At 41.4% G+C, this 22,602-nt stretch carries 23 protein-coding genes; 10 read left to right on the top strand and 13 right to left on the bottom strand.

Going from position 1 to position 22,602, the window contains the following annotated elements; translation table 11 throughout:
- Positions 1-463 precede the first annotated feature (463 nt).
- A complete protein-coding gene (locus GX654_21315) occupies positions 464-667 on the top strand; it encodes a type II toxin-antitoxin system VapB family antitoxin (GenBank protein ID NLD39404.1) in 204 nt (67 codons plus the stop codon).
- Positions 655-1,035: a PIN domain-containing protein gene (locus GX654_21310; GenBank protein NLD39403.1), complete on the top strand. Its 381-nt coding sequence runs from the start codon at positions 655-657 to the stop codon at positions 1,033-1,035. Before GX654_21315 ends, GX654_21310 begins: the two co-directional genes overlap by 13 nt.
- Before the next feature lie 44 nt (positions 1,036-1,079).
- On the opposite strand, the gene maf is transcribed toward GX654_21310, so the two are convergent.
- The 4 genes from maf to ychF all read right to left on the bottom strand — a co-directional run bounded on the left by maf (position 1,080) and on the right by ychF (position 4,830).
- Positions 1,080-1,697 (bottom strand): septum formation protein Maf, encoded by a 618-nt coding sequence (gene maf, locus GX654_21305; protein ID NLD39402.1) that lies wholly within the window; start codon positions 1,695-1,697, stop codon positions 1,080-1,082.
- 5 nt (positions 1,698-1,702) lie between these two features.
- Complete coding sequence (locus GX654_21300) at positions 1,703-2,470, bottom strand: TatD family hydrolase (protein NLD39401.1); 768 nt, start codon at positions 2,468-2,470, stop codon at positions 1,703-1,705.
- A 137-nt stretch (positions 2,471-2,607) separates the two neighbouring features.
- Positions 2,608-3,669 (bottom strand): N-acetyl-gamma-glutamyl-phosphate reductase, encoded by a 1,062-nt coding sequence (locus GX654_21295; protein NLD39400.1) that lies wholly within the window; start codon positions 3,667-3,669, stop codon positions 2,608-2,610.
- A gap of 129 nt (positions 3,670-3,798) precedes the next feature.
- Positions 3,799-4,830: a redox-regulated ATPase YchF gene (gene ychF / locus GX654_21290; protein NLD39399.1), complete on the bottom strand. Its 1,032-nt coding sequence runs from the start codon at positions 4,828-4,830 to the stop codon at positions 3,799-3,801.
- A gap of 306 nt (positions 4,831-5,136) precedes the next feature.
- On the opposite strand from ychF, the gene GX654_21285 reads away from it, so the two are divergent.
- The 6 genes from GX654_21285 (at position 5,137) to GX654_21260 (ending at position 11,118) form a co-directional block, all read left to right on the top strand.
- Complete coding sequence (locus GX654_21285) at positions 5,137-5,763, top strand: TetR/AcrR family transcriptional regulator (protein NLD39398.1); 627 nt, start codon at positions 5,137-5,139, stop codon at positions 5,761-5,763.
- Between the two features lie 31 nt (positions 5,764-5,794).
- Positions 5,795-6,967, top strand: coding sequence for an HlyD family efflux transporter periplasmic adaptor subunit (locus GX654_21280; GenBank protein NLD39397.1), 1,173 nt, complete (start codon positions 5,795-5,797; stop codon positions 6,965-6,967).
- 12 nt (positions 6,968-6,979) lie between these two features.
- Entirely contained in the window at positions 6,980-7,708 is a 729-nt protein-coding gene (locus GX654_21275) for an ABC transporter ATP-binding protein (protein ID NLD39396.1), read from the top strand.
- A 277-nt stretch (positions 7,709-7,985) separates the two neighbouring features.
- A complete protein-coding gene (locus GX654_21270) occupies positions 7,986-8,726 on the top strand; it encodes an ABC transporter ATP-binding protein (protein ID NLD39395.1) in 741 nt (246 codons plus the stop codon).
- A gap of 136 nt (positions 8,727-8,862) precedes the next feature.
- Positions 8,863-9,996 (top strand): ABC transporter permease, encoded by a 1,134-nt coding sequence (locus GX654_21265; GenBank protein ID NLD39394.1) that lies wholly within the window; start codon positions 8,863-8,865, stop codon positions 9,994-9,996.
- Positions 9,997-11,118, top strand: a complete 1,122-nt coding sequence (locus GX654_21260; protein NLD39393.1) for an ABC transporter permease — start codon at positions 9,997-9,999, stop codon at positions 11,116-11,118. It begins immediately after the preceding gene.
- Positions 11,119-11,266: 148 nt separating this feature from the next.
- On the opposite strand, the gene GX654_21255 is transcribed toward GX654_21260, so the two are convergent.
- A complete protein-coding gene (locus GX654_21255; protein NLD39392.1) occupies positions 11,267-11,932 on the bottom strand; it encodes a DNA mismatch repair protein MutS in 666 nt (221 codons plus the stop codon).
- Between the two features lie 340 nt (positions 11,933-12,272).
- Between GX654_21255 and purE the strand changes: the two genes are divergently transcribed.
- Complete coding sequence (purE, locus tag GX654_21250) at positions 12,273-12,788, top strand: 5-(carboxyamino)imidazole ribonucleotide mutase (GenBank protein NLD39391.1); 516 nt, start codon at positions 12,273-12,275, stop codon at positions 12,786-12,788.
- Positions 12,776-13,432: a threonylcarbamoyl-AMP synthase gene (locus GX654_21245; protein ID NLD39390.1), complete on the top strand. Its 657-nt coding sequence runs from the start codon at positions 12,776-12,778 to the stop codon at positions 13,430-13,432. The genes purE and GX654_21245 overlap by 13 nt, the downstream gene beginning before the upstream one ends.
- On the opposite strand, the gene GX654_21240 is transcribed toward GX654_21245, so the two are convergent.
- The 8 genes from GX654_21240 to GX654_21205 all read right to left on the bottom strand — a co-directional run.
- On the bottom strand, positions 13,418-14,926 hold the full coding sequence (locus GX654_21240; protein NLD39389.1) for a response regulator: 1,509 nt from the start codon (positions 14,924-14,926) through the stop codon (positions 13,418-13,420). The two genes, GX654_21245 and GX654_21240, sit on opposite strands and share 15 nt — an antisense overlap.
- A gap of 90 nt (positions 14,927-15,016) precedes the next feature.
- Positions 15,017-15,481 carry a chemotaxis protein CheD gene (locus GX654_21235; protein ID NLD39388.1) on the bottom strand — a complete coding sequence of 155 codons (465 nt, stop codon included), beginning with the start codon at positions 15,479-15,481 and terminating at the stop codon, positions 15,017-15,019.
- Between the two features lie 170 nt (positions 15,482-15,651).
- Complete coding sequence (locus GX654_21230; protein ID NLD39387.1) at positions 15,652-15,963, bottom strand: hypothetical protein; 312 nt, start codon at positions 15,961-15,963, stop codon at positions 15,652-15,654.
- A gap of 260 nt (positions 15,964-16,223) precedes the next feature.
- A complete protein-coding gene (locus GX654_21225; protein ID NLD39386.1) occupies positions 16,224-17,297 on the bottom strand; it encodes a chemotaxis response regulator protein-glutamate methylesterase in 1,074 nt (357 codons plus the stop codon).
- Positions 17,297-18,148: a methyltransferase domain-containing protein gene (locus GX654_21220; protein NLD39385.1), complete on the bottom strand. Its 852-nt coding sequence runs from the start codon at positions 18,146-18,148 to the stop codon at positions 17,297-17,299. The genes GX654_21225 and GX654_21220 overlap by 1 nt, the downstream gene beginning before the upstream one ends.
- Before the next feature lie 64 nt (positions 18,149-18,212).
- Complete coding sequence (locus tag GX654_21215) at positions 18,213-19,580, bottom strand: HAMP domain-containing protein (GenBank protein NLD39384.1); 1,368 nt, start codon at positions 19,578-19,580, stop codon at positions 18,213-18,215.
- Between the two features lie 744 nt (positions 19,581-20,324).
- Positions 20,325-20,876 carry a chemotaxis protein CheW gene (locus tag GX654_21210; GenBank protein NLD39383.1) on the bottom strand — a complete coding sequence of 184 codons (552 nt, stop codon included), beginning with the start codon at positions 20,874-20,876 and terminating at the stop codon, positions 20,325-20,327.
- A 67-nt stretch (positions 20,877-20,943) separates the two neighbouring features.
- Positions 20,944-22,602, bottom strand: a 1,659-nt coding sequence (locus GX654_21205) for a chemotaxis protein CheA (protein NLD39382.1), incomplete at its 5' end; no start/stop codon positions are given.

The following is a 22,602-nucleotide window of genomic DNA, read 5'->3' as shown; positions in this document are numbered from 1 at the left end:
TCTATCAGATTACAAAAATAGGTGATGTTGGTAAGGAAGTAAAAATATTTGATTGATTTTTCAGAAATATAGGAATCTTTTCGTATGTTTAGTGCTGTTAGTGGTTTTATCCAAGTATATTGTTTCACTATTTGCTAAGGGTGACCACCATGTAGGCGGATTTAAAATGTAAACCGGGCACCGCGCCCTTCAGGTTGATCTACATACATTCCTCTTATGGTTAATGGGAGAGTTTGGGCGTAAATCAAATCTACTGGTTGTTTGTCAATGCTACTGTGAAAATGATTCGGTTATCAGGATTATAGCAAGGAAGGCAGACAAAAAGGAATAATAGGAATATTATGCAAGTTTACTAAAGGGTCACTGAATAGCTCTTGCAATACAAGAGTAAGGGTTCGGCAATAATGTTGACATTGTATGCATTAAATAATATTTTTATGCATAACGAATGAGGAGGCTAATGATGAGAACAACACTTGATTTGCCCGAAAATTTGATTGATGAGGCTATGAAAGCTGCTCAAATTAATACAAAAACCAAAGTAATAATTACAGCTTTAGAAGAATTAATTAGGAAGTCAAAGATTTCAGGATTGAAAGATTTTAAGGGCAAAGTAGATTTAGATATCGATATGAACGCCATTAGAGGGCGTAAATGTCGGTATTAGTCGACACATCTATATGGATCGAATATTTCAGAAGTGGAAAGAATTCTGAAAAGCTTGATTTCTTATTTGATGAAAACCTCATTGTTATTAACGATCTTATACTGGCCGAATTGGTCCCATTTTTAAGAGTACAAAACCAGCGAAAGATAATAGAATTATTATCTGAAATTAACAAATTAGATCTATCAATTAACTGGGATCAAATTATGGAGTCCCAATTTCAATGTTTAAAAAACGGGCTAAACGGGATTGGTATTCCTGATTTGATAATTGCGCAAAATGCAAAGCAAAATCATTGTAACATTTATACTTTTGATAAACATTTTAAACTCATGAAAGACATACTTAAACTCCAGCTCTTTGAATAAAATTGCCTCTGTTTGATCTCAGCTTATATCTCGATAGTGACCTGCTAAGGAAAGAAAAAAGATGGAAATCTCTCTAATGCCTTAGCCCTTACAAGCGAATCTATTACCTCAAAGAGCGGCAACCCAACAACATTACTGTATGAGCCATTTATGCCTGTTATCATAAATGCCCCTATCTCCTGGATTGCATATGCGCCCGCCTTGCCAAAGGGTTCATTGGTTTTTATGTAGGAGTTTATCTCTTCTGGTGTGAGTCTTTTAAAGGTGACTGTTGTAGTAACATGCGCTGTTACTGCAAGGCCTCCATCAGGATTGATAATAGAGTACCCTGTAATAACCTCATGGTCACCAGCACTCAAGCGCTGTAACATATTAGCGGCATCTTCGGCATTCTCCGGTTTACCCATGATTATGCCATCCTTAACAACAATGGTGTCAGCGCCAAGTACCCAGTTTTTGCCCGACGCTTTATAAACGGAAAGGGCTTTTTTTTCAGCAAGCCTTTCGCAGATCTCATAAGGGGTGCCATCTTCACCATTTTCATCAATATCACCTTCGACCACCTTGAATGGAATCCCTACCTGTTTCAGCAGCTCCTTTCTTCTTGGTGAGGCAGATGCAAGTATAAGCGGATTATTTATTGAGATATATGGAAAGCTCATGGTTATCAGGCGATTTTATAGAGTGTCTTGCTGTTACGGGTGGTCATTGCTGCTATCTCTTCATATGGCATGCCACGCAGGTCTGCGATCATCCCTGCTGTATAGGTAACATACAGGGGTTCATTGCGTTTACCCCTCTTTGGAACTGGTGCAAGAAATGGGCAGTCTGTTTCAACAAGCATGCGGTCAAGGGGGATACGCTTTGCTACATCCTTTAATTTGGCGGCATTGGTAAATGTTACGACCCCAGGTATCGAGATATAAAAACCCATATCAATAAAGATAAGGGCCGTATCATAATCGCTTGAAAAGCAGTGTATAACTCCTTTATGGATACCGTTTCGGTGCGCCTTCAGTATCTCTATTGTCTCTTTATCTGCATCGCGGTTATGGATGATCACAGGAAGATCAAGGTCATGTGCAATATCAAGCTGCTTTTTGAATGCCTCTATCTGCTTTTCTTTAGGAGAGCGGTTTCTAAAAAAATCAAGCCCTATCTCCCCCCATGCTACTATCCTCTTTTCTTTTGCAATGCTTTGCAATTCCAGAAGCCTCGCGTCTGTGACTTTGTCGGCGTCGTGGGGATGGAAGCCTACTGTTGAATAGATAAAACTGTGGCGGCTTGCAATATCAAGGGCCTTAATGGAGCTTTCAAGGTCTATCCCAATAGTGATGATCCTTTCAACACCACCTTCCACAGCCCTCTCTATTACAGCTTCAAGGTCTTCATGAAATTCTTCCATGTCAAGGTGGGCATGGCTGTCGATTAACATTTATATATTTTCCCCTTTTTTATAGCAGTGCTGGTTATTAATGTTAATGCCAAGGCTTGATTACGGTTTACGGTCTGAGGTGTAAGGTCTTCGGTTTTTACCTTAAACCGCAAACCTAAAACCGTAAACCGTTTTTATTACGGAAATCTCCCAACTTTGAGGAGTCCAGTTGTCTCATCCAGCCCGAACATGATATTCATGTTCTGTACAGCGCTTCCTGCCTGGCCTTTCATAAGGTTATCGATGTAGCTCACCACTATGAGTTTACCTGTCCTCTCATCCACATTTATTGAGAGGTTGCAGAAATTGCTGCCCCTTACATCCGTGCTTGTTAAGGCTGTCTCAGGGCCGAATACCCTCACAAATCTGGAACCCTTATAAAAATTTCGGTATGCGTCAAGGATATAGTTTATATCCGTTGACCCTGTCAGGTTGCCATATATTGTTGAGAGTATGCCCCTTGTAAGCGGCACCACATGCGGTGTAAAGGTTATCTTTATCTCTTTATTTGCAATGATCCCCAGCTCCCTCTCTATCTCAAACACATGCTGATGCCCTGATACCTTGTATGCATTCATTGCATCATACCTTGCAGGATAATGAAATGTGGGTTTGGGGGTTTTACCAGCCCCTGAAACGCCTGTCTTTGCATCACAGATTATTGAGCTGAAATCTATGAGGGATGCCTTTATTGCTGGCGCTAACCCAAGTATGCAGCTTACCGCAAAGCAGCCGGGGTTGCCGACAATACTTGCCTTTTTTATCTCATCACGATGCAGCTCAGCAAGACCATATACGGTTTTTGAAAGGAGTTCCGGTGAGGCATGATCCTGTGCCTTTCCTATCCTTCTGGCGTAACTTTTATATATGTCAGGGTTATCAAACCTGAAATCGCCGCTGTAGTCGATCACCTTTATCCCCTTGTCCAGCCACTTTTTTGCATTGTTCTGCCCAACCCCATCAGGTGTTGAGTAGAATACAACATCAAAATCATCAGGGCATTTCGGGTCTTCAGGTTCATAAACCATCAGGTCACAAAACCCTTTAAGGTGAGGGTAAATACCACTTATGGGTTTACCTGTTTCATGTTTTGCCATAAGGGCACAGAGTTCAACATTGGGATGTTCACTAAGTATCTCTATTGCCCCGCATCCGCCGTAACCACCAGCGCCGATAATACCAACTTTAATCTTCTTCATGTTATTCTCTCAATTATAAGTATAATAATGTTATTGCTAATACAAACAGGTTTCAGGTTTCAGGTCTACGGTTTTCGGTCTTGGGTATTTGGCTTTCCCGTATACCGAAAACCTCATGCCGCAAACCGTTTACACGTTAAACCTGTAATTAATAATATCCCCGTCTGCAACCACATATTCCTTGCCTTCAAGCCTTACCCTGCCGGCTGCCTTTGCATCCTTTACAGTGCCATACTTTATGAGGTCATCATAGGCAAGCACCTCTGCCCTTATAAAACCCTTCTGGATGTCAGAGTGTATCTCACCTGCGGCCTCAAGGGCAATGGTATTTCTTTTTATTGTCCATGCCTTTACCTCGTCCTCACCTGTTGTAAAGAATGAGATAAGGTTTAATATCCTGTATGATTCCCTGATTACCCTGTCAAGTGCAGACTCCTTAATAGCGTATTCGGCGCGGAATATCTCTGCATCCTCTTCGCTCATTGCCGCTATCTCCATCTCAAGCCTTCCCCTCATAGCCTGAATAGCGATGCCAGGATCTTTACCTGCCCATTCAGGAAGGGCCTCATTGTCATCATCATTATTAATGATTATAAGTTCGGGCTTGGCTGATAAAAATGTAAAACCCTTTAAAAGGGGTGATGCGGCAATCTCAGGGTTTGTCCTTAAGGGTATGCACTTTTCCAGAAGCTCTTTACATGCAAGCACCAGCCTGTGCTCCTCTTCATCGGGTTTTTTGCCCCTTTTAAGGTCTGCATCTATCCTCTCAAGCCGCTTTTCAACAACAACAAGGTCATTGAGCACCATCTCTTCTTCAAGCTTTTTGAATTCATTTTCAGAATTGGGCTTGACCCCTGAAAAATCAGGGAAATTTCGCACCACATGTATGAGTGCATCACACACCCTTGCCTGACTCCATATGGCATTATCCGACCCTGAGCCTGTATCCGATGGAAGCAGGTATTCAACGGAGGCATAGGCGGTCTTTTTGGGATTATACATATCGCTTAAAAAATCTATCCTCTCATCCATAACCTTTACAGATGCTATCCTGTTATCCTTTTTTCCACCTCTGGTATCAGTGTCACCCCTTGCGCCGGTAAGCGCTGAAAATACAGTAGATTTTCCAGACTGGGGCGCCCCTATTATTCCTAATTTCATATTTTATCCTTATTTTAAAAATTATTTTAACCGCTCGTTTGCTACGCTCACTCAAGACGCTGAGGTCGCAAAGAAAGTTTTCAGTATTTTAAGAAAGCATTAATAATCTTAGCGCCCTTGGCGTCTTTGCGGTTAAAAACCAAAGTTAGTCATTTTTAAAAAACATTGGAGATACCAAAATATTCGTTTTTATAAATAGAATCAACTCCATTCTGGGATATCAATAAAAAAACTTGACAAAATTGTTAAACTAAATAGATTAACTAAAAAGTTAAATATATATTTCACCACGGAGATCGCAATTGTATGGAACTAAAAGAAAAGCGGGATGAATCGGTACACAGGATACATGAGGCGGCCATGTCGGTCTTTGCAGAAGAGGGTTACTCTGGCGCAAGGGTTGATGAGATAGCAAAAAGGGCAGGGCTGAACAAGGCAATGATCTATTACCGGATAGGCGACAAGCTCGCCCTTTATACAGAGGTGATCCATAGCCTGTTCGGCGAAATAGGTGCAGCAATAAAGGGTAATATCCCTAACGATGCCAGCCCTGAGGAAAAGCTTAAGATGTATATCAGGGGGTTGGCCAGCACAATAGCGGATCATCCATATCTGCCTGGTATCATGATGCGGGAACTGGCATCAGGTGGAGGAAACATCAGCGAACGTGTTGCAGAGGACTTTGCAATTATACTCTCCATACCTGCAAATATTTTAACCGAGGGTGTGAGCAAGGGGGTATTTATAAATACAAACCCGGTAATACTTCACATGATGATCGTAGGTTTTATGATGTTTTTCAGAACAACAGAACCCGTAAGGAAAAGGTATTTCGCAAGGCTCCCGGAACAGGCGAGGTCATTAAATGATAAATCCGTTTCAGAAGCGGTGGATGAGGTTGAGATGCTTGTGTTAAGGGCAATAAAGGCATGAGAGAAAACAATAAACCTCTGGAGATTATGAAATGAAAGTAGATAAAAAAAGCCTGCTGATTATTTTTGCCATACTGTTCCTTATTGTTAGCTTCATGGTTTTTATTAGCAAGATCATGAGTGGAGATGATGACCTCCTCTATTCCGGAATCGTAGAGGCAAGAGAGGCGGACATTGCATTTCAGTTAACAGGAAGGATTTCGGCGATTTATGCTGATGAAGGGGCGCGTGTGGAAAAGGGGCAGGAGATAATGAGCCTTGATCCGGCTGAATTTGAGGCTAGGCTTGATCAGGCAAAGGCCTCCCTTGCCTCATCAGTAAAGGAAATGGAACAGATTACAGTAGAGCTTGAAGTGGCAAAGAGTGTTTTACCCTCTGATGTAAAAAGGGCTGAGGCTGGAGTTGATGCCCTTAAGGCAAACCTGAAAGAGCTTGAAACAGGATACAGGCCACAGGATGTTGAAAAGGGGAGACTGGCAATGCTCTCTGCTGAAACAGCAATGCAGATTGCCTTAAGAGACAAGGAGAGGGCTGAATCACTTTTCAAGGATAAGATCATCTCGGAAAAGGATTTGGATAATGCCACCCTTTTGTATGACAGTAGATTAAGGGGTTATGAGCAGGCAAAGGAGAATTATACTCAACTTGTTGAGGGCTACAGGAAGGAAAACGTTGAAGCGGCCAGGGCAGGGGTTAAAGAGGGAGAGGCAAAGCTTAATCAGGCTAGCAAGAGCCTTGAAAAGATCAATGCCCTGGAAAAACAGGTGGAGGCAGCTAGCGCCAGGGTAAAGGCAAATGAAGCAGCACTCAAACTCGCAGAGATACAGCTCTCATATTCTATACTCAAGGCACCATTCAGCGGGGTTATTACAGGGAGGAATGTTGAACTGGGTGAGGTGGTTTCAAGCGGAAGGGAGGTTATATCTATGGCTGATCTTTCCATGGTGGACCTCAAAATCTATGTTGATGAGAAGTCTATTGGCAGGGTAAAGCACGGGCAGGATGTGGATGTAAAGGTCGATACCTTTCCTGACAAAATCTACAAAGGCAGGGTTGCGTTTATTTCACCTGATGCCGAATTTACACCAAAGATAATACAGACCCATAAGGAGAGGGTAAAGCTTGTTTACCTTGTAAAGGTGAAGCTCCCGAATCCTGAATGGGAACTCAAAACAGGTATGCCTGCTGATGCATGGATCAGGTAGAGACTGGATACTATGTCATTTGTGTTAATAAAAGATGTAACAAAAAGGTTCGGGACAGTCACAGCGGTGGATAATATTTCCCTCACTGTGAATAAGGGTGAGATATTCGGGCTTGTAGGCTCAGATGGGGCAGGTAAATCCACACTGCTAAGGATGGCCGCCACCATGATCCCCCCTGATTCAGGGCAAATATCCATAAAAGGTCTTGATGTTGTTAACAACAGGATGGAGGTAAAGGGGATAATGGGCTATATGCCCCAGCGGTTCGGTCTTTACCATGACCTTACTGTAAATGAAAACATGGAATTCTTCATGGATATCTTCGGGATATTCGGTGAAGAAAGAAAAAGGCGGCTAGAACGATATCTCGGGTTTTCAAACCTGATGCCCTTCCTTGATAGGCTGGCAGGAAAACTCTCAGGGGGCATGAAGCAGAAGCTGGGGCTTGCATGCGTGCTTGTGCATGAACCGGAACTCCTGATTTTGGATGAACCCACTAATGGTGTTGATCCTGTTTCAAGGATGGAATTCTGGGATATACTTTTCAGCATGAAGGAACAGGGCATGACCATAATGGTTTCAACCTCATACCTGGATGAAGGGGAAAAATGCGATCGCATCGCCCTGATGCACAAAGCAAGGAAACTTGAGATTGACACCCCGGTCAACATTGAGCGGGGATTTCCAGATCTTGAAGAGGCGGTGATAGAAAGAATAAAGGATGTGGAAATACTTAAATAGTATTCACCACGGAGGACACGGCCGCCGTCGCCAAGGCTATGGCGGGCCAGGGAGGACACGGAGAAAATCTTTTTAGTATGTTATCAATAAATATTTTTGTTTTCCTTGGCGTCCTTTGCGTCTTTGCGGTTCAATTTTAGCTTGTCACTTCAACCATACAAGTGCACGGCCACCGACGCCAAGGCTTCCGTCTTCGTCAAAGACTTCGACGTGACAGGATTGCGGGCCAGGGAGGAGACGGAGAAATACTTTTTAAATGAATCCATGCGAGCTTAACATGAATCATGATATTGTTACAGTGAAAGACCTTGAAAAGAGGTTCGGCAGCTTTACGGCTGTTAAGAATATCACCTTTTCTGTAAAAAAGGGGGAGATCTTTGGATTCCTTGGCCCAAATGGCGCTGGCAAATCCACTACCATAAGGATGCTCTGCGGTATACTAACACCCACATCGGGTGAGGGGAGTGTGGCAGGTTATGATATCATTCGGAACCCTGAAGGGATTAAACACTCCATAGGATATATGTCCCAGAAGTTTTCACTTTATGAAGACATGACCCCGTTTGAAAATATACGCTTTTACCTTGGTGTCTACAGTGTGCCACAGGCGATATGGCAGGAGCGGACCGAATGGGTGCTTGAGATGGCTGACCTTAAAGAGCTGCGTAACAGGCTTACACGGGACCTGCCCCAGGGATGGCGACAGAGGCTGGCGCTTGGGTGCGCGCTTATACACAGGCCAGAGATCATATTTCTTGATGAGCCAACATCAGGTGTTGACCCTGTTACAAGAAGGCATTTCTGGGCCTTCATAAAGGGCCTTTCAGAAAAGGGCATGACCATATTTGTAACAACACATTACATGAACGAGGCGCTCAACTGCGGACGTATAGTGATGATCAATAATGGAACAATAGTGGTTTCAGGTGCGCCCCTTGAGGTTATTAAGAATGTCTGCCCGGAAAAAAAGGATGCAGACCTGAACGATGTTTTTATAAGGCTTATGAAAAGGGAGTAGAAAAAGGCACAAGGCACAAGGCTCAAGGCGCAAGGGGCAAAGAGCAAATAGAAAATTGAAAAGAGAAAAGAGAAAAGAGAAAAGCTTAAAACGTAATGCAACAGGAAATTTTTTCTCAATATAAACTGGATCAAAATTGAATTTAATAAACATAAAAGCTATCGCACGCAAGGAGTTCTATCACCTGATCAGGGACTTTAGAAGCCTTTATATGGCCTTTCTTATGCCTTTGCTCCTTATCCTCCTGTTCGGGTATGCCCTGAGCCTGGATGTGGATAATGTAAGTGTGGTGGTTGTGGATCATGACAGGTCGCCCTTAACAAGGGAGCTTCTCTCTAAACTCAATGCATCTCCATATTTCAATATTATGGGTTATCCTGATGATGTATCATCTGCTGCCTCATACCTGGATAGAGGAAGCGCAACAATAGCCATTGTCTTTCCGCCTGATTTTTCAGAGAAGATAAAATCAGGGAATGACTCCCCTGTGCAGATCATAATGGACGGCGCTGACCCGAACTATGCAACCATTTCAAGGGGGTACATAGAATCCTTTATAGAAAATTATAACAGCACACTCCTCAATGATTTTCTTAATCGTACAGGCATGGAGAGGCTTAATATGCCTGTAAACGGCAGGGTCAGGATATGGTTCAACGAGGAGCTTGAGAGCACCAATTTCATTGTGCCGGGGATCATCGCCATTATAATCATGATTGTGGGAGTAATCCTCACCTCTCTTGTTATTGCAAGGGAATATGAGAACGGCACCATGGAGACCATTAAGTCACTCCCCATAAAGGCAGAGGAGTTTTTTCTGGGCAAGGCAATCCCATATTATTTCATTGCCTTTACCAACGTACTTGTCTCTGTGCTCATGGGTCAGATACTCTTCGGGGTTGTGATAAAAAGCAGTTTCATACTTATGTTAATAGCCTCAACATTATACATTATGGTTGCTCTTGCTATGGGGCTTTTTATATCCGTAGCGGTTAAGTCCCAGCTTGTTGCAAACCAGATAGCCATTCTTACATCATATCTTCCGGCCCTCATGTTATCAGACTTTGTATTCCCTATCGAGAACATGCCATTTATGCTTAGGAGAATATCATACATAGTACCGGCCAGGTATTTCATAGATATACTTAATGGGCTCTATCTCAGGAATATAGGACTAACCTACCTGTGGAAAGACTACCTGATATTGATGCTGATGTTCCTTGTATTTTTTATTCTTACCTTTAAAAAACTCAAAAAAGAGGGGTTGTAAATGAATCTCACCTGTATCAGGGAACTCATTAGAAAGGAATTTATACAGCTCTTCAGGGAAAAAAAGAACCGGCCCCTCCTTTTTGTTGCCCCTTTATTGCAGGTGATCATATTCGGATATGTGGTTTCCACTGATGTAAAGGATGTCACCATTGCGGTGCTTGATCTGGCCCATACCCGCGAAAGCAGGATGCTACTTGACGAGTTCAATGGAAACAGGACATTCAGGGTGACACATGTTGCAGAGAATGATCATGAACTGGAGGAATACCTGCTAAAGAGAAAGGTGCATGTCTGCCTGAAGATAAGACCCGATTTCAGTGAGAAGATAAAAAAAGGAGATACATCAGATATACAGATACTTGTTGATGGCAGCATGAGCAACATATCCGCCACAAGGATGGCATATATAAGTATGCTCTTAAACGGGTTCAATAAAAAGATGATCAGGGATCGCCTGTTAAGGGATATGAGTTACGGCAGGATAGATGTGCGAACCAGGACATGGTACAACCCCAATCTGGATAGTTACTACTTTTTTGTCCCTGGTATTGTTGCCTTTCTGGTCATGCTTATCTCACTACTCTTTACATCCCTTGCCATTATCAGGGAAAAGGAGGCGGGCACCATGGAGCAGCTTATTGTTACGCCCATTAAACCAATGGAGTTTATTGCAGGCAAGACCATCCCCTATGCAGTCATCTCATTTGTGCAGATGATCATGGTGATAGTCCTTGCCCTGTTCTGGTTCAGGGTGCCTTTAGAGGGGAGCCTGTTTATTCTTTTTTTTGGTGTGCTTTTATTCCTGATGAGCACCCTTGGCATCGGACTTTTTATCTCTGCCATCTCAAGCACCCAGCAGCAGGCCATGATGACAACATTCTTTTTCATACTCCCATTTTTCATGCTGAGCGGGCTCATATTCCCCATAGTGAATATGCCTCTATTTGTACAATTGCTGACGCTCTTGAACCCATTAAGGTATTTCCTTGTTATCATAAGGGGCGTGTTCTTAAAAGGGGTGGGTATGGATGTACTGTGGCCGCAGTTTATAGGGCTTTTTATTTTGGGTGTGCTGGTATTTATGGGAGCAATAAGGTTTTTTAAAAAACGTATGGATTAAGAGAAGTGTTTTAACCGCGAACCACGCGAACGACGCGAAAAAAGAAAAATTATTTAACCACTAAATACACGAAATACACGAAAAGTTTTATATTTTTAAAACAATAAATCGCTTTTGTTCGTGTGTTTCGCGTTTTTCGCGGTTAATATCATTTTCTTAAAAGTACGTAGATCGCACCTGTACCGCCGTCATAAGGCTGGGCAGATGAAAAGGCCATTACTATCTTTCTTGCAGGGCCGCGGTTCAGCCATACTGGCAGCCTCTCCTTTAACACTGGTATACTGTCAGGGGAATTTAGCCCCCTTCCATGGATAATCAGCACACACCTTAATCCCCTGTAATGGCTTGTTATCAAGAATCTCCTGACCGCCTCTTCCGCATCCTTTTTTGTTAAACCATGCAGGTCTATATGTGCCTGAACAGGCAGCTCACCTCTTTTTAGTTTTCGCATGGTGTTCCTGCCTATGCCGCTGATCGCCCCCTCCATGTATTCATCACTGAAGGTAAAATCCATATCAATGGAACCTGCAACAAGGCTCTGCAGATGGGCAATAACCTCATCATCGCCATCAGATACCTTGTGGGCAGGTTTTTTTGTTTTGCCCGAAGGCGCTACCTTTTCACCCTTTGGGGCAGAGATAGGCGACACATCTGACATGGCATTTATAAAAAAGTCCTCATCATGTATGACAGGTTTTTCAGGCATCTTTTCTATCTTTTTTATGGGCGCCTTTGACTTGGCCTCTTTAACAATCCTTTGTAAGGATTCAAATGCCGGGTTGAAGGCATCATTTTTTTTCTTTTTTTTGGACATAAATATCACTTATTAAGTAAACAGGTGTAAATTTTTGTATTACAGGGGCGAAAAAATTTTCGCCCCTACAATGTCGCAATAAACGCACTGTGTCAAGATTGAATATAAGGTTGCATAAGGCCTGGGCTAAAATATCAGGATATTCCTGCTATAAATAAAAAAACAACAAGTCTGTTGAAAAAGGTTTAAAACTTGATTTTAAGCCATTTTTTAAATAAAAACCCTTTCCCCTGATACTTGAAAAAATGTTTTAATATAGATAAATAAATGTTAAAAAGCGTTTTTATCCCCTGCACCTTGCGCCCTGTGCCTTGTGCCTGGTATCGAAATAGATTTTTATATAAGGAGATTATATATGGTGAATGATAAACCTCTTGTTGCAGTAGTCATGGGAAGCACATCGGATGCTGAAATCATGAGGGGCAGTATGGAGCAGCTAAAGCAGCTTAATATACCCTATGAGGTAAAGATCACATCTGCCCACAGGACCCCCTATCAGACAAAGGAATATGTTGAAACAGCCATGGAGAGGGGCATAGAGGTGATCATAGCAGGCGCTGGCTGGTCTGCCCATCTGGCAGGTGTGATAGCTGCTCATACGACCCTTCCGGTAATAGGCGTGCCTATTGATTCATCCGTGCTCCAGGGTATGGATGCGCTGCTTTCCACTGTCCAGATGCCCCCCGGAATACCAGTCGCCACAGTGGCCATAGGCAAGGGCGGTGCAAAGAATGCCGCAATACTTGCGGCCCAGATACTGGCGCTCAAATATCCTGAGATTGCTGCTACACTAAAGAATTTCCGTGAAAACCTTACAAAAGAGACAGTGGAAAAGGCAGCAAGTTGGAAAGAGTAGGTAGAAGAGGAAATATCCTTAAGATCGATTCTTTAGAGTCAAATAAGTCGGCACTTAAACATGCAGGGGATGTCTTATTATCAGGCGGTGTGGTTGCCTTTCCTACAGAATCATTCTACGGCCTTGCCGTTGATACTCAAAATGACAGGGCCATAGAAAAACTCTTCTCCCTTAAACAGAGGGACAGGCATAACCCCATACTGATAATCCTTCCTGAAAAGGAGGAGCTTAAGAAGTATGTAGCTGATATCCCTGAACAGGCAGTTAAACTCATTAACGCATTCTGGCCAGGGGGGCTCACACTGGTCTTAAATGCAGGCAGCGCCATCTCACCGCTTCTTACAGCAGATACCTCTAAAATAGGTGTAAGGCTTTCAAGCCACACTGTTGCTACAGGGCTGGCAAGGTCTATAGGGCGGCCTGTTACAGGCACAAGCTCAAACATCTCAGGGCAGCCACCCTGTACAAGGGCAGATGAGGTTTATGATTCATTTGGTACATCAATTGATCTAATCATTGATAATGGCCCCACAGCGGGTGGCAAAGGTAGTACAATACTGGATGTAACAGTCGATCCATGCGTTGTTATAAGGGAGGGGATGGTATTCGGAAGCGATATTAAAAAGATACTATCTCACCTTTAATTTAGCTGTAAAATGAAAGGTACTGCCTTTACCCTCAGTGCTTTCAGCCCAAAGCTCCCCTTCAAGCATCTTTACAAGCTGGCTGCATATACTCAACCCGATACCGGTTCCCCCGTATTTTCTTGTGGATGAGCCGTCAGCCTGGGTGAAATCCCTGAAAATAACAGTCATCTTATCTTCCGGTATGCCTATGCCTGTATCCTCCACCCTGAAGTGAAGAATTACATCCTTTCCCTTTATGCTTTCCACACCAGCGCTCAAATGGACACTGCCTCTTCCTGTAAATTTGATGGCGTTACCGACAAGGTTTAATATGATCTGCCGAATGATTTCAGGGTCACCTTCAAGGCGTTCAGGTATATTTGAATCAGCATCCCATGTCAGGTTAAGATCCTTTGTTGTGGCCTGTGGCATGTAAAATTCTATGCATGTAGAAATAATCTGATGAAGGCTCATCAATGCCTTTTCAATGATCATATTGCCGGATTCAAGTTTTGAAAATCTGAAAAGGTCATTAACAAGCCTTAAAAGCCCATCTGTTGATTCCTGCAAAAGTGTAAGGTATTCACGTTGTTCTTTATCAAGATTTGTGTCTGCCAGAAGACCGAGTATGCCTACAATACCATTCATTGGTGTCCTTATTTCGTGATTCATATTTGCAAGGAATTCACTTTTTACCCTGCTTGCCTCTTCTGCCATCTCTTTTGCTATGATAAGGGCCTGCTCGGTGCGTTTACGTTCTGTTATGTCACGGGCAACCGCCTGCACTATACCCTCTTGAGGGTAATTGACTGTGTTGGCGCTTATTTCCACCTCGATTATTGTACCATTCTTTTTCATTATCTCGGTTTCAAACGAGGCGCTCCCCTTTTCAAGGATCACAGGAAGACCATTTTCTTCAAAAGAGGTCTTCCATCCGGGTTTAAGATCAAGTAAATTCATTTGTAATAATTCATCATGGCTGTAACCGGTCAGTTCAACAGATCGCCTGTTGACATCTATTATTTTCCCCTCTTTATCATGAAACAGGATGGGATCATTAGCCTGATTGAACAGGTATATATATCTCTTTTCCTTTTCTTCAAGTTCAAGCTGCTGACCAAAGAGCCTTAAAAAGACATCCACCTTGCATTGAAGAAGAAACGGCTCTATGGGTTTTGTAATGTAATCAACTGCCCCAACCTCAAACCCTTTTTGAACAAAATCATCAGAGATATATTCTGCGGTAATGAATAAAATAGGTATATTCTTAAGATGATCAGTAGACTTCATTCTTCTGGCTACTTCCCATCCATCGATGCCAGGCATCTTTATATCCAGGATTATTAGGGAAATATCCTCTTTTTCAAGTATGGTTAACGCCTCTTCACCTGAGGTGGTCATAATAAAATTTCTGTCCGGTCTCCTGAGCTGACGCTTCAGGGCAGAAAGATTTTCATTAATGTCATCTACAATGAGTATTTTATATTTTCTGTTTATTTTCGATTCTATCATCTTCTTTTCTCTCAACTGTTTGATAATGACCGATACGTAAACTATGAAAATGTTAAAGCACGTTCATTTTGAAGGTTTATCTTTATGATATTAAGATGATAACAACTTGACATAAGCTATGCCAGTGTCAGTATGAAAAAAGACCTTCCTTGTTTTGTTACCTCCAAAATCATGGGCGATAATAGTTATATTTTCTTTTTTAAGATAATCGATAACAAAATCTACTATTTTAGGGCCAATGCCGAACTCCCTGGATATGGAAGGAATAACATGGGCGCCGCCAAAGGCCTTTGCCACAAGATTATCACGATTGGCCCCGAGGGTACAGATATTTTTTATTAGATATTTCATGGCATTTTCACCATAACGTGTGGAGGAATCGTTTTTATTATCTCCCGGCATAAAGATGTGATTCATACCTCCTATCATTTTTTCATCATCATATATGCAGACCGCAACGCATGAGCCAAGCACAGTATGGATGATAGTAGGCTCATCTGTGGCATATAATTCGCCTATCTTTATGATAACCTGTTTTTTACTCGAGTAATCCAAGTTTTACCATTTCTCCGGTCAGGTTTTTCTTTGAAATGGGTTTTACAATATATGATGTGGCTCCGCCATCAATTCATGCTCCTGTTAACATTATGCCTGATGTTGCTATCTGCTTCCATCAGTGAGACCATCTTCTTAAGTACAACCGCAACCTCCCCCACCTCCCCATCCTAATAGCTTAAAAAGCGGGGATGAAGCTTGTATCCTATTGATACTGCCCCTTTACTGTGATCAGGCAGGATAAGGATGATACGTATATCCCTTAACAGTGATCTAAGTGAGAAGAGTTTTTTCAGGGCAATAATATCCTTTGCCATAATGACCGCAGCACAGTTTCCTCTTACAGATTGACTCATCCGTTCGGTTAATCCTCCAATAGAATAAAAGACTTCAAGGAGCTGATCAAGCAGTTCCAATTCGATAATAGACTGAAGCCTTTCAGCAACAGTATTTTCTGACGGTCTGTAATAGAGTACACACATAATTCAAATCTCCCTGTTTTTTTGGTTATGGAATAATTATTTGCATAACATGGAGCTGTTGAAACATGTTTTCTCTATAACAAGATCTGTGCCAAAAACTTGTAAAGCTAAAAACACTATAAATACAATAAGATGGTAACATTTTTTAGGTGCCGCTGATATATGATTATTTTCAGAAATATCGCAAAATGTCCACTGCTATTAGTATGATTGCGCAAATATGGTTAAATATTCTGGATCAATATTTAATAATTTTAATTTCACTGTTCCTCTTTTTCTTCTCGTAATATTGTTCCAGCTATTTTATCAAGTGGAATAACCTTATCAACAGCATTTAGTTTTATTGCTTCATGAGGCATTCCAAAAACAACTGATGTTGCTTCATCCTGAGCGATAGTAAATGCGCCCTGTTCTTTCATTTCAAGAAGACCTTTAGCGCCATCATCGCCCATTCCTGTCATAATAACGCCTATTGCATTTTTGCCCGCATATCTTGCTGCTGATCTGAACAGTACATCAACAGAAGGTCTATGTCTTGAGACAAGAGGACCGTCCTTAATTTCAACAAAATATTTTGCCCCGCTTCTTTTCAGCAACATATGGTGGTTTCCCGGTGCAATAAGAATCTGGCCTCTCAGGACAGAGTCGTTGTTGCTGGCTTCTTTGATAGTTGGCTGACAAAGAGAATCAAGGCGTTTGGCAAATGCCTTGGTAAAATTTTCAGGCATATGTTGAACTACAACCATTCCCGGACAATCCATTGGGAGACTCTCAAATAATATCCTTAATGCCTCAGTACCCCCTGTTGATGCGCCAACGACTATGATTTTCTCGGTTGTTTTTTCCATTGCTCTGTTTGTTGGCTTGGGGAGTATTGCATCAGCAGTAAGTTTTTTCATTATCTCTTTTGTCCCGGAGATTTTTTTTACCTTTACCATTGAGGCTGCTTTTACGCAGTCACATATCCTTATAGCCGAATCTCTTAAAAAATCTTTTGTTCCTAATATCGGTTTTTGGATTACTTCGACTGCACCATATTCCAATACCTTCATTGTTGTTTCAGATCTGTTGCCTGTAAGACTTGAACAAATGACAACCGGAATAGGGTGTTGCTGCATTATTTTCTTCAGAAAGGTAACTCCATCCATTTTGGGCATTTCAACATCAAGGGTGATTACATCGGGTACCTCTTCCCTCATCTTATTAGCGGCAATATATGGATCAGAGGCGCAGCCAATTACCTGTATATCCGGGTCTGAAGATAAAATCTCAGTGAGTACTTGTCGGACCATGGCAGAATCATCAATAATCAGCACCTTTATTTTATTTCTCATTATTTGACCTTTTTATATATTGCAGGGGCTGTCGAAATCAGAGGGAAATTATTACAATTCAGCACTTCTGAATGACCCATAAAGAGAAATCCTCCAGGTTTCAGGTTTCGGCAGAGCCTTAAAATAACACTCTCCTGGGTTTCTTTGCTGAAATAGATCAATACATTCCTGCAAAATATTATATCCATAGATTGCCGCAGATTGAATTCATCGGCAAGATTAAGATGGCGGAATCTGACCCTTTTTCTTAATTCGGGTACGATCCGGACAAGATTTTTATCTTTATCTTTGCTTTTCAGAAAGTATTTTTTTCTAAGCTCAAGCGGTACTGGTTCGATTTCCTCATGCTTATATATTCCGATTCGAGCTGCTTCCAGAACTTCAGTTGAAATATCAGTTCCCAATATAAAATAGTTAAAATTAAAGCCAGGAAATTTTGTTGAAAATTCACTCAAAACAATAGCTATCGTATATGCCTCATTTCCTCTCGAAGCTGCTGCACTCCACAAATGTAACTGTTTATTAATACCCATCCCTTCTCTTGCAATTAATTCGGGTACAGCCTTCTGAACGAGGTATTCAAAGTGTGCAGGTTCCCGAAAAAAATCAGTCTTATTGGTTGTGATTGCATTAATGAAAAAGGATAATTCTTTTTCCATACCTTGGGGACTGAATAGATATCCACAATAATCACTGAAGCCTCGCATGTTTAGTTTTTGAAGACGTTTTCTTATCCGTGCCTCTACCATACTAATTTTCGATAGGGGCATTTTAATGCCAGCATGGGAGTATATAAACTGACTCAATCGGGAGAAGTCGTTTTGAGAGAGACGCTGATTGAAAATATCCATGTGTGATCTGCTGTATTAAAATTGCCAATTATCACAATCGGATTGTGATAATTGGCAGAAAGGGTTAATAATTTTCAAACTCATTATCTAATGAGTCCTTATGATCATCTCCATCTCCCATATTCAGCATTAAGCCTTTCTCTACAGGTTTTATTTTTCCTTTTGCAACCAAGGCTTTATTTTCCATTTTTTTGGCAGCCAAGTTTTTATTTGTATTTATCCTGTAAGACTTTTGTGCGCCAGAAGAGGTTGAGTAATTTCCAATATTAAAAAATTCGATAGAATCTTTCAATTGTTCAGCCTGAGAGGCCAGCTCTTCTGCTGTTGATGCCATTTCTTCAGATGCGGAGGCGTTTTGCTGTATAACCTGATCCAGTTGTTGAAGCGCCTGATTGATTTGATCCGCGCCAGTGTTCTGCTCATTTGATGAGGCGCTTATCTCCTGCACCAGTTCGGCTGTTTTGCGTATATCAGGAACGATTTTTTTGAACATTTCACCGGCATTTACTGCTATTTCAACACTTGAAGTAGAAAGATTACTTATCTCTCCTGCTGCTGCCTGGCTCTTTTCCGCAAGTTTACGCACAGCATCGGCAACAACAGCAAAGCCCTTTCCATGCTCACCGGCGCGGGCTGCCTCAATCGCTGCATTAAGGGCCAGCATATTGGTCTGTCGGGCAATCTCTTCAATAATATTAATTTTGTTTGATATCTGTTTCATGGCCTCAACAGTCTCCTCAACGGCTTTACCACCTTTTTCCGCATCTTCAGCAGCTTGTGAGGATATCCTTTCTGTCTGCTGTGCATTATCTGAATTCTGTTTTATATTAGCCGACATCTCTTCCATGGAAGAAGATGCCTGTTCTGCGGCTGCTGACTGCTCTGTAGCTCCCTGAGACATCTGTTCAGAAGATGAACTCAACTGCTGACTCCCTGATGCGACATTATCTGCGGCAGATTTTACATCCATCACAACACTTCTTAGTTTTTCTATCATTGAATTGAGAGCAAGCCCAAGTGCATCATCATCTGAAAGCAGATTAACCTTTACATTAAGATCACCTCCTGCCATTTTTTCCGCGACACTAACTGTGCCCCTCAAGGATGCAACCATCTTTTCCATTGCCCCGAGTAATTGGGCCATCTCATCCTTTCCATTCACCCCGATATTATCAAGCAGTATGCCCTTTGACATGTTTTCTGCTACATCTACTCCTAAGGCCAGAGGCACTGTTATTGAACGGGTTATAAAATAGGCAAAAACAATACCAACAATGAGGGCAATAAGGAAACCTATAAGAATGTTTCTGTTTGCACTTTCTATCTCATTATTCATTTTGATTCTCATTTCAGCCATCATTTTCATGCAGATTTCCACGGCCTCTTCAGCGGCCTTTGCCATCTCTGTTTCAGCCTTATTCAGGCTTTCCATGCTGGATACAACTTGTAAGAAGGAGTCATTATAGATTGTAAGACTGCGGCTGAGTTCATTCAGGACAGAACTATTGGCTGGTGAGCTCCCAATCATTTTTGTAATCAGGGCATGTAGTTCAGGGACCATTTTAGCTATTGTATCAGCATAGCTCTTATTGCCATTTGTATAAAGGTAATAGAGAAACGCAATACGTATTTGAAGGAGTTGCTGAATTACATTATTTGTGTCAGTTAGGATTACCTGGGCATTCTGGTTAGTTGACAAATCTTCAGCCTTTTCAATAACCAAAAGCGCATTGTTTGCTGCTGTTGTAACTGCATTATCTTTCCTGTTACTGATTTCCTGGTATTCCTTGAAAAACGAATAATAAGCATCTACCTTGGTGTTAAATTCCTTGACCTTTTCCAGATCGGCCTGTTCAGATAATTTCCCTGCGACTTCATTTGATCTCTCTTTTATTTTCTTAATATTTTCATCAACTTTTTTTACCAGTTCTCCATCCTTGTTTCTTATAAACCTGTTTACATGTAACCTTGTCTCCAGCATGTACTGCGTTAGTTCGTTCATGTGGTCTGAAATATAAACACGTTCGTCTACATCTCTCATACCGGAATATCCAACGTATGCAACGGCTGCCATAAAGATAAGGATGATTATAAAACCCCCTGAAATTTTGACCCCTATTTTAATGTTATTCAGCATAATTATGCTCCTTTCAATAATTCTGTTATATTATTAAAATTAATTAATTTCCTTTTTATCTATATTTTTATCCATATCTTCTTGAGAAGCGTCCTCAAATCCACGATATTCTCCGGTTTCCTGAAGCATATAGGTCTCTCCGACTGAAAACACCTTGTCTATGTCAATGATTATAATGAATTTATCATTTTTTTTACCCATGCCTCTTATGAACTCTGTATCTAATCTGGTTCCAATTTTAGGCGGAGGTTCGATGAAATCAGGTTCAATAGTCATAACCTCCTGGACAGAATCTGCGAGCGCGCCAATAAGGGTCTTTTCATTATCTATTGATATATCCATTATGATGATGCATGTGTTGACTGTATTTTCAGAAGTGGGAAGATCGAATTTTTTCCTCAGGTCCACTACCGGTACTACTCCGCCCCTCAGGTTAATAATGCCTTTTACAAAGACAGGCATTTTGGGTACCTTTGTTATCTCTGTATAATCCAATACCTCTCGCACCTGGGAAATATCAAAGGCATAGATTTCATTATCCAGTTTAAAAGACAGATACTTGTTTGTTTCTAATATCTCAGTTGCTGCCATAAAATACTCCTCTCTTTTAAGCTACTAAGTTGTTGACGAAACCTATTATCAATGGTTTTCAATTTTTCTAGTGTTCCTTAAATAACATCAGGGCATTAACATCCAGGATAAGGGCAATTTTGCCATCTCCAAGGATAGTTGCTCCTGACACCTCTTTTACATATTTGAAAACAGGGCCAAGCGCCTTTATTACAGTCTGATGGCCTCCTATAACCTTATCAACAACAAATCCTATCCTTTTGTCCTCGACATCTGTGATAACTATATGCTCAAGACTGGGTTTTTTCCCTTTTATATTAAGATGATCTCTGAGACGTATATAAGGGACAATTTCACCTCTTACATTAAGAAGATTTGTACCTTTAGACTGATCAGAATAATCTCGTGTGAGTTCAACACATTCTTCTACAGTGGCAAGGGGAAGAATATAACTGGTATCCGCGATGGATACCAGTAAACCATTTATTATAGCGAGAGTTAATGGGAGTTTAAGCGTGATCACAGTACCTTTGCCTGGCAAGCTGTCAAGTTCGATGGATCCCCTCAGAGACCCAATGGTTCTTTTTACAACATCCATCCCGACTCCTCTGCCGGAGATATTTGAAACAGTGGTTGCAGTTGAAAACCCTGGAGCAAAAATGATTTCATAGATTTGCTTTTCAGAAAGAGTTGCTTCTCTTTGTATTATCCCCTTTTCAATAGCCTTTTCCCTGATAGCCTCAGCATTAAGTCCTGCCCCATCATCTTTTATGGTGATTACAACATATGCCCCTTTGTGTACTGCGGATAGATAAATAGTCCCAGTCTCTGGTTTGCCATTTTCTTTGCGGACAGAGGGGGTTTCTATACCATGATCAATACAATTTCTTATGAGGTGAACAAGCGGATCATCAAGTCTGTCAATGACTGTCTTGTCCAGTTCTGTCTCAGCTCCTTCAGTCACAAGATTAATGCCTTTGCCAAGATCTGATGAAAGATCCCTCACAAGACGTTTGAATTTGCTGAATATTGTTCCTATTGGCATCATGCGGATATCCATTGTATTATCCCTGAGTTCAGTGGTAAGTTTTTCCACCTCTTCAGCTATTGATAATAGTTCCGAATGATCCATGATGGATGAAAACTGAGATAACCTTGCCTGTACAGTAACCAGTTCCCCTACGAGATCAACAAGGCTATCCAGTTTTTCAGATGTAACCCTCAGGCTGGATGCCTTTATTTCCTCCCTGTGCTTTTCCCTGGTTTTTTTAATCTGGGCCTGTTCCGCAAGAGCGGTTTCAATGGTATCGTAATCAACCTTGTTTTTTTCGATAAGGAGTTCTCCAAGACGTTTTTGATCGTTCAGGGTGTTCTTTATCTCTTCTTCAGATATAACCTGCCTTTCTACAAGTATCTCACCAATCTTTTTTATCTCTTTATCATCATCACCTTCGGTCAATTCATCAACAATATCGATTGTGAGTTCACAATTATCTTCAACGAAAATGAATATATCTTTAATATCATCATCAGTTCGACTGGTTGTGAGTATTATATCCCATGATAGATAGCATTCATCAGGGATTAAAACATCAATTGAGGGGATATTTTTATAATGAAGGATAATGTTATGATCACCAAAACTTTTTAGCTCCTCAATCAAGAGGCCCGGGTCTGTTCCGCTCCGGAAAATATCTTTACCGGGCTTGAATGTTATCCGGTATATGAATGCTTTGGGTGAATATTT

Origin of the sequence: Desulfatiglans sp. (genome assembly GCA_012513605.1) — a bacterium.
Taxonomy (GTDB): Bacteria; Desulfobacterota; DSM-4660; order Desulfatiglandales; family HGW-15; genus JAAZBV01.
This window is presented reverse-complemented; position numbering and strand designations above follow the sequence as displayed.

Coding starts and splice junctions, on each gene's coding strand:
- GX654_21300 (NLD39401.1), bottom strand. CDS start 2,470: ATGTTAATCGACAGCCATGCCCACCTTGACATGGAAGAATTTCATGAA.
- GX654_21210 (NLD39383.1), bottom strand. CDS start 20,876: ATGGCAGCAACTGAGATATTAGAAACAAACAAGTATCTGTCTTTTAAA.
- GX654_21225 (NLD39386.1), bottom strand. CDS start 17,297: ATGAGAAATAAAATAAAGGTGCTGATTATTGATGATTCTGCCATGGTC.
- ychF (NLD39399.1), bottom strand. CDS start 4,830: ATGAAATTAGGAATAATAGGGGCGCCCCAGTCTGGAAAATCTACTGTA.
- maf (NLD39402.1), bottom strand. CDS start 1,697: ATGAGCTTTCCATATATCTCAATAAATAATCCGCTTATACTTGCATCT.
- GX654_21240 (NLD39389.1), bottom strand. CDS start 14,926: ATGATAGAATCGAAAATAAACAGAAAATATAAAATACTCATTGTAGAT.
- GX654_21275 (NLD39396.1), top strand. CDS start 6,980: ATGTCATTTGTGTTAATAAAAGATGTAACAAAAAGGTTCGGGACAGTC.
- GX654_21285 (NLD39398.1), top strand. CDS start 5,137: ATGGAACTAAAAGAAAAGCGGGATGAATCGGTACACAGGATACATGAG.
- GX654_21260 (NLD39393.1), top strand. CDS start 9,997: ATGAATCTCACCTGTATCAGGGAACTCATTAGAAAGGAATTTATACAG.
- GX654_21310 (NLD39403.1), top strand. CDS start 655: ATGTCGGTATTAGTCGACACATCTATATGGATCGAATATTTCAGAAGT.
- GX654_21215 (NLD39384.1), bottom strand. CDS start 19,580: ATGGAAAGCCTGAATAAGGCTGAAACAGAGATGGCAAAGGCCGCTGAA.
- GX654_21280 (NLD39397.1), top strand. CDS start 5,795: ATGAAAGTAGATAAAAAAAGCCTGCTGATTATTTTTGCCATACTGTTC.
- GX654_21295 (NLD39400.1), bottom strand. CDS start 3,669: ATGAAGAAGATTAAAGTTGGTATTATCGGCGCTGGTGGTTACGGCGGA.
- GX654_21255 (NLD39392.1), bottom strand. CDS start 11,932: ATGTCCAAAAAAAAGAAAAAAAATGATGCCTTCAACCCGGCATTTGAA.
- GX654_21315 (NLD39404.1), top strand. CDS start 464: ATGAGAACAACACTTGATTTGCCCGAAAATTTGATTGATGAGGCTATG.
- GX654_21220 (NLD39385.1), bottom strand. CDS start 18,148: ATGGATATTTTCAATCAGCGTCTCTCTCAAAACGACTTCTCCCGATTG.
- GX654_21270 (NLD39395.1), top strand. CDS start 7,986: ATGAATCATGATATTGTTACAGTGAAAGACCTTGAAAAGAGGTTCGGC.
- GX654_21230 (NLD39387.1), bottom strand. CDS start 15,963: ATGTGTGTACTCTATTACAGACCGTCAGAAAATACTGTTGCTGAAAGG.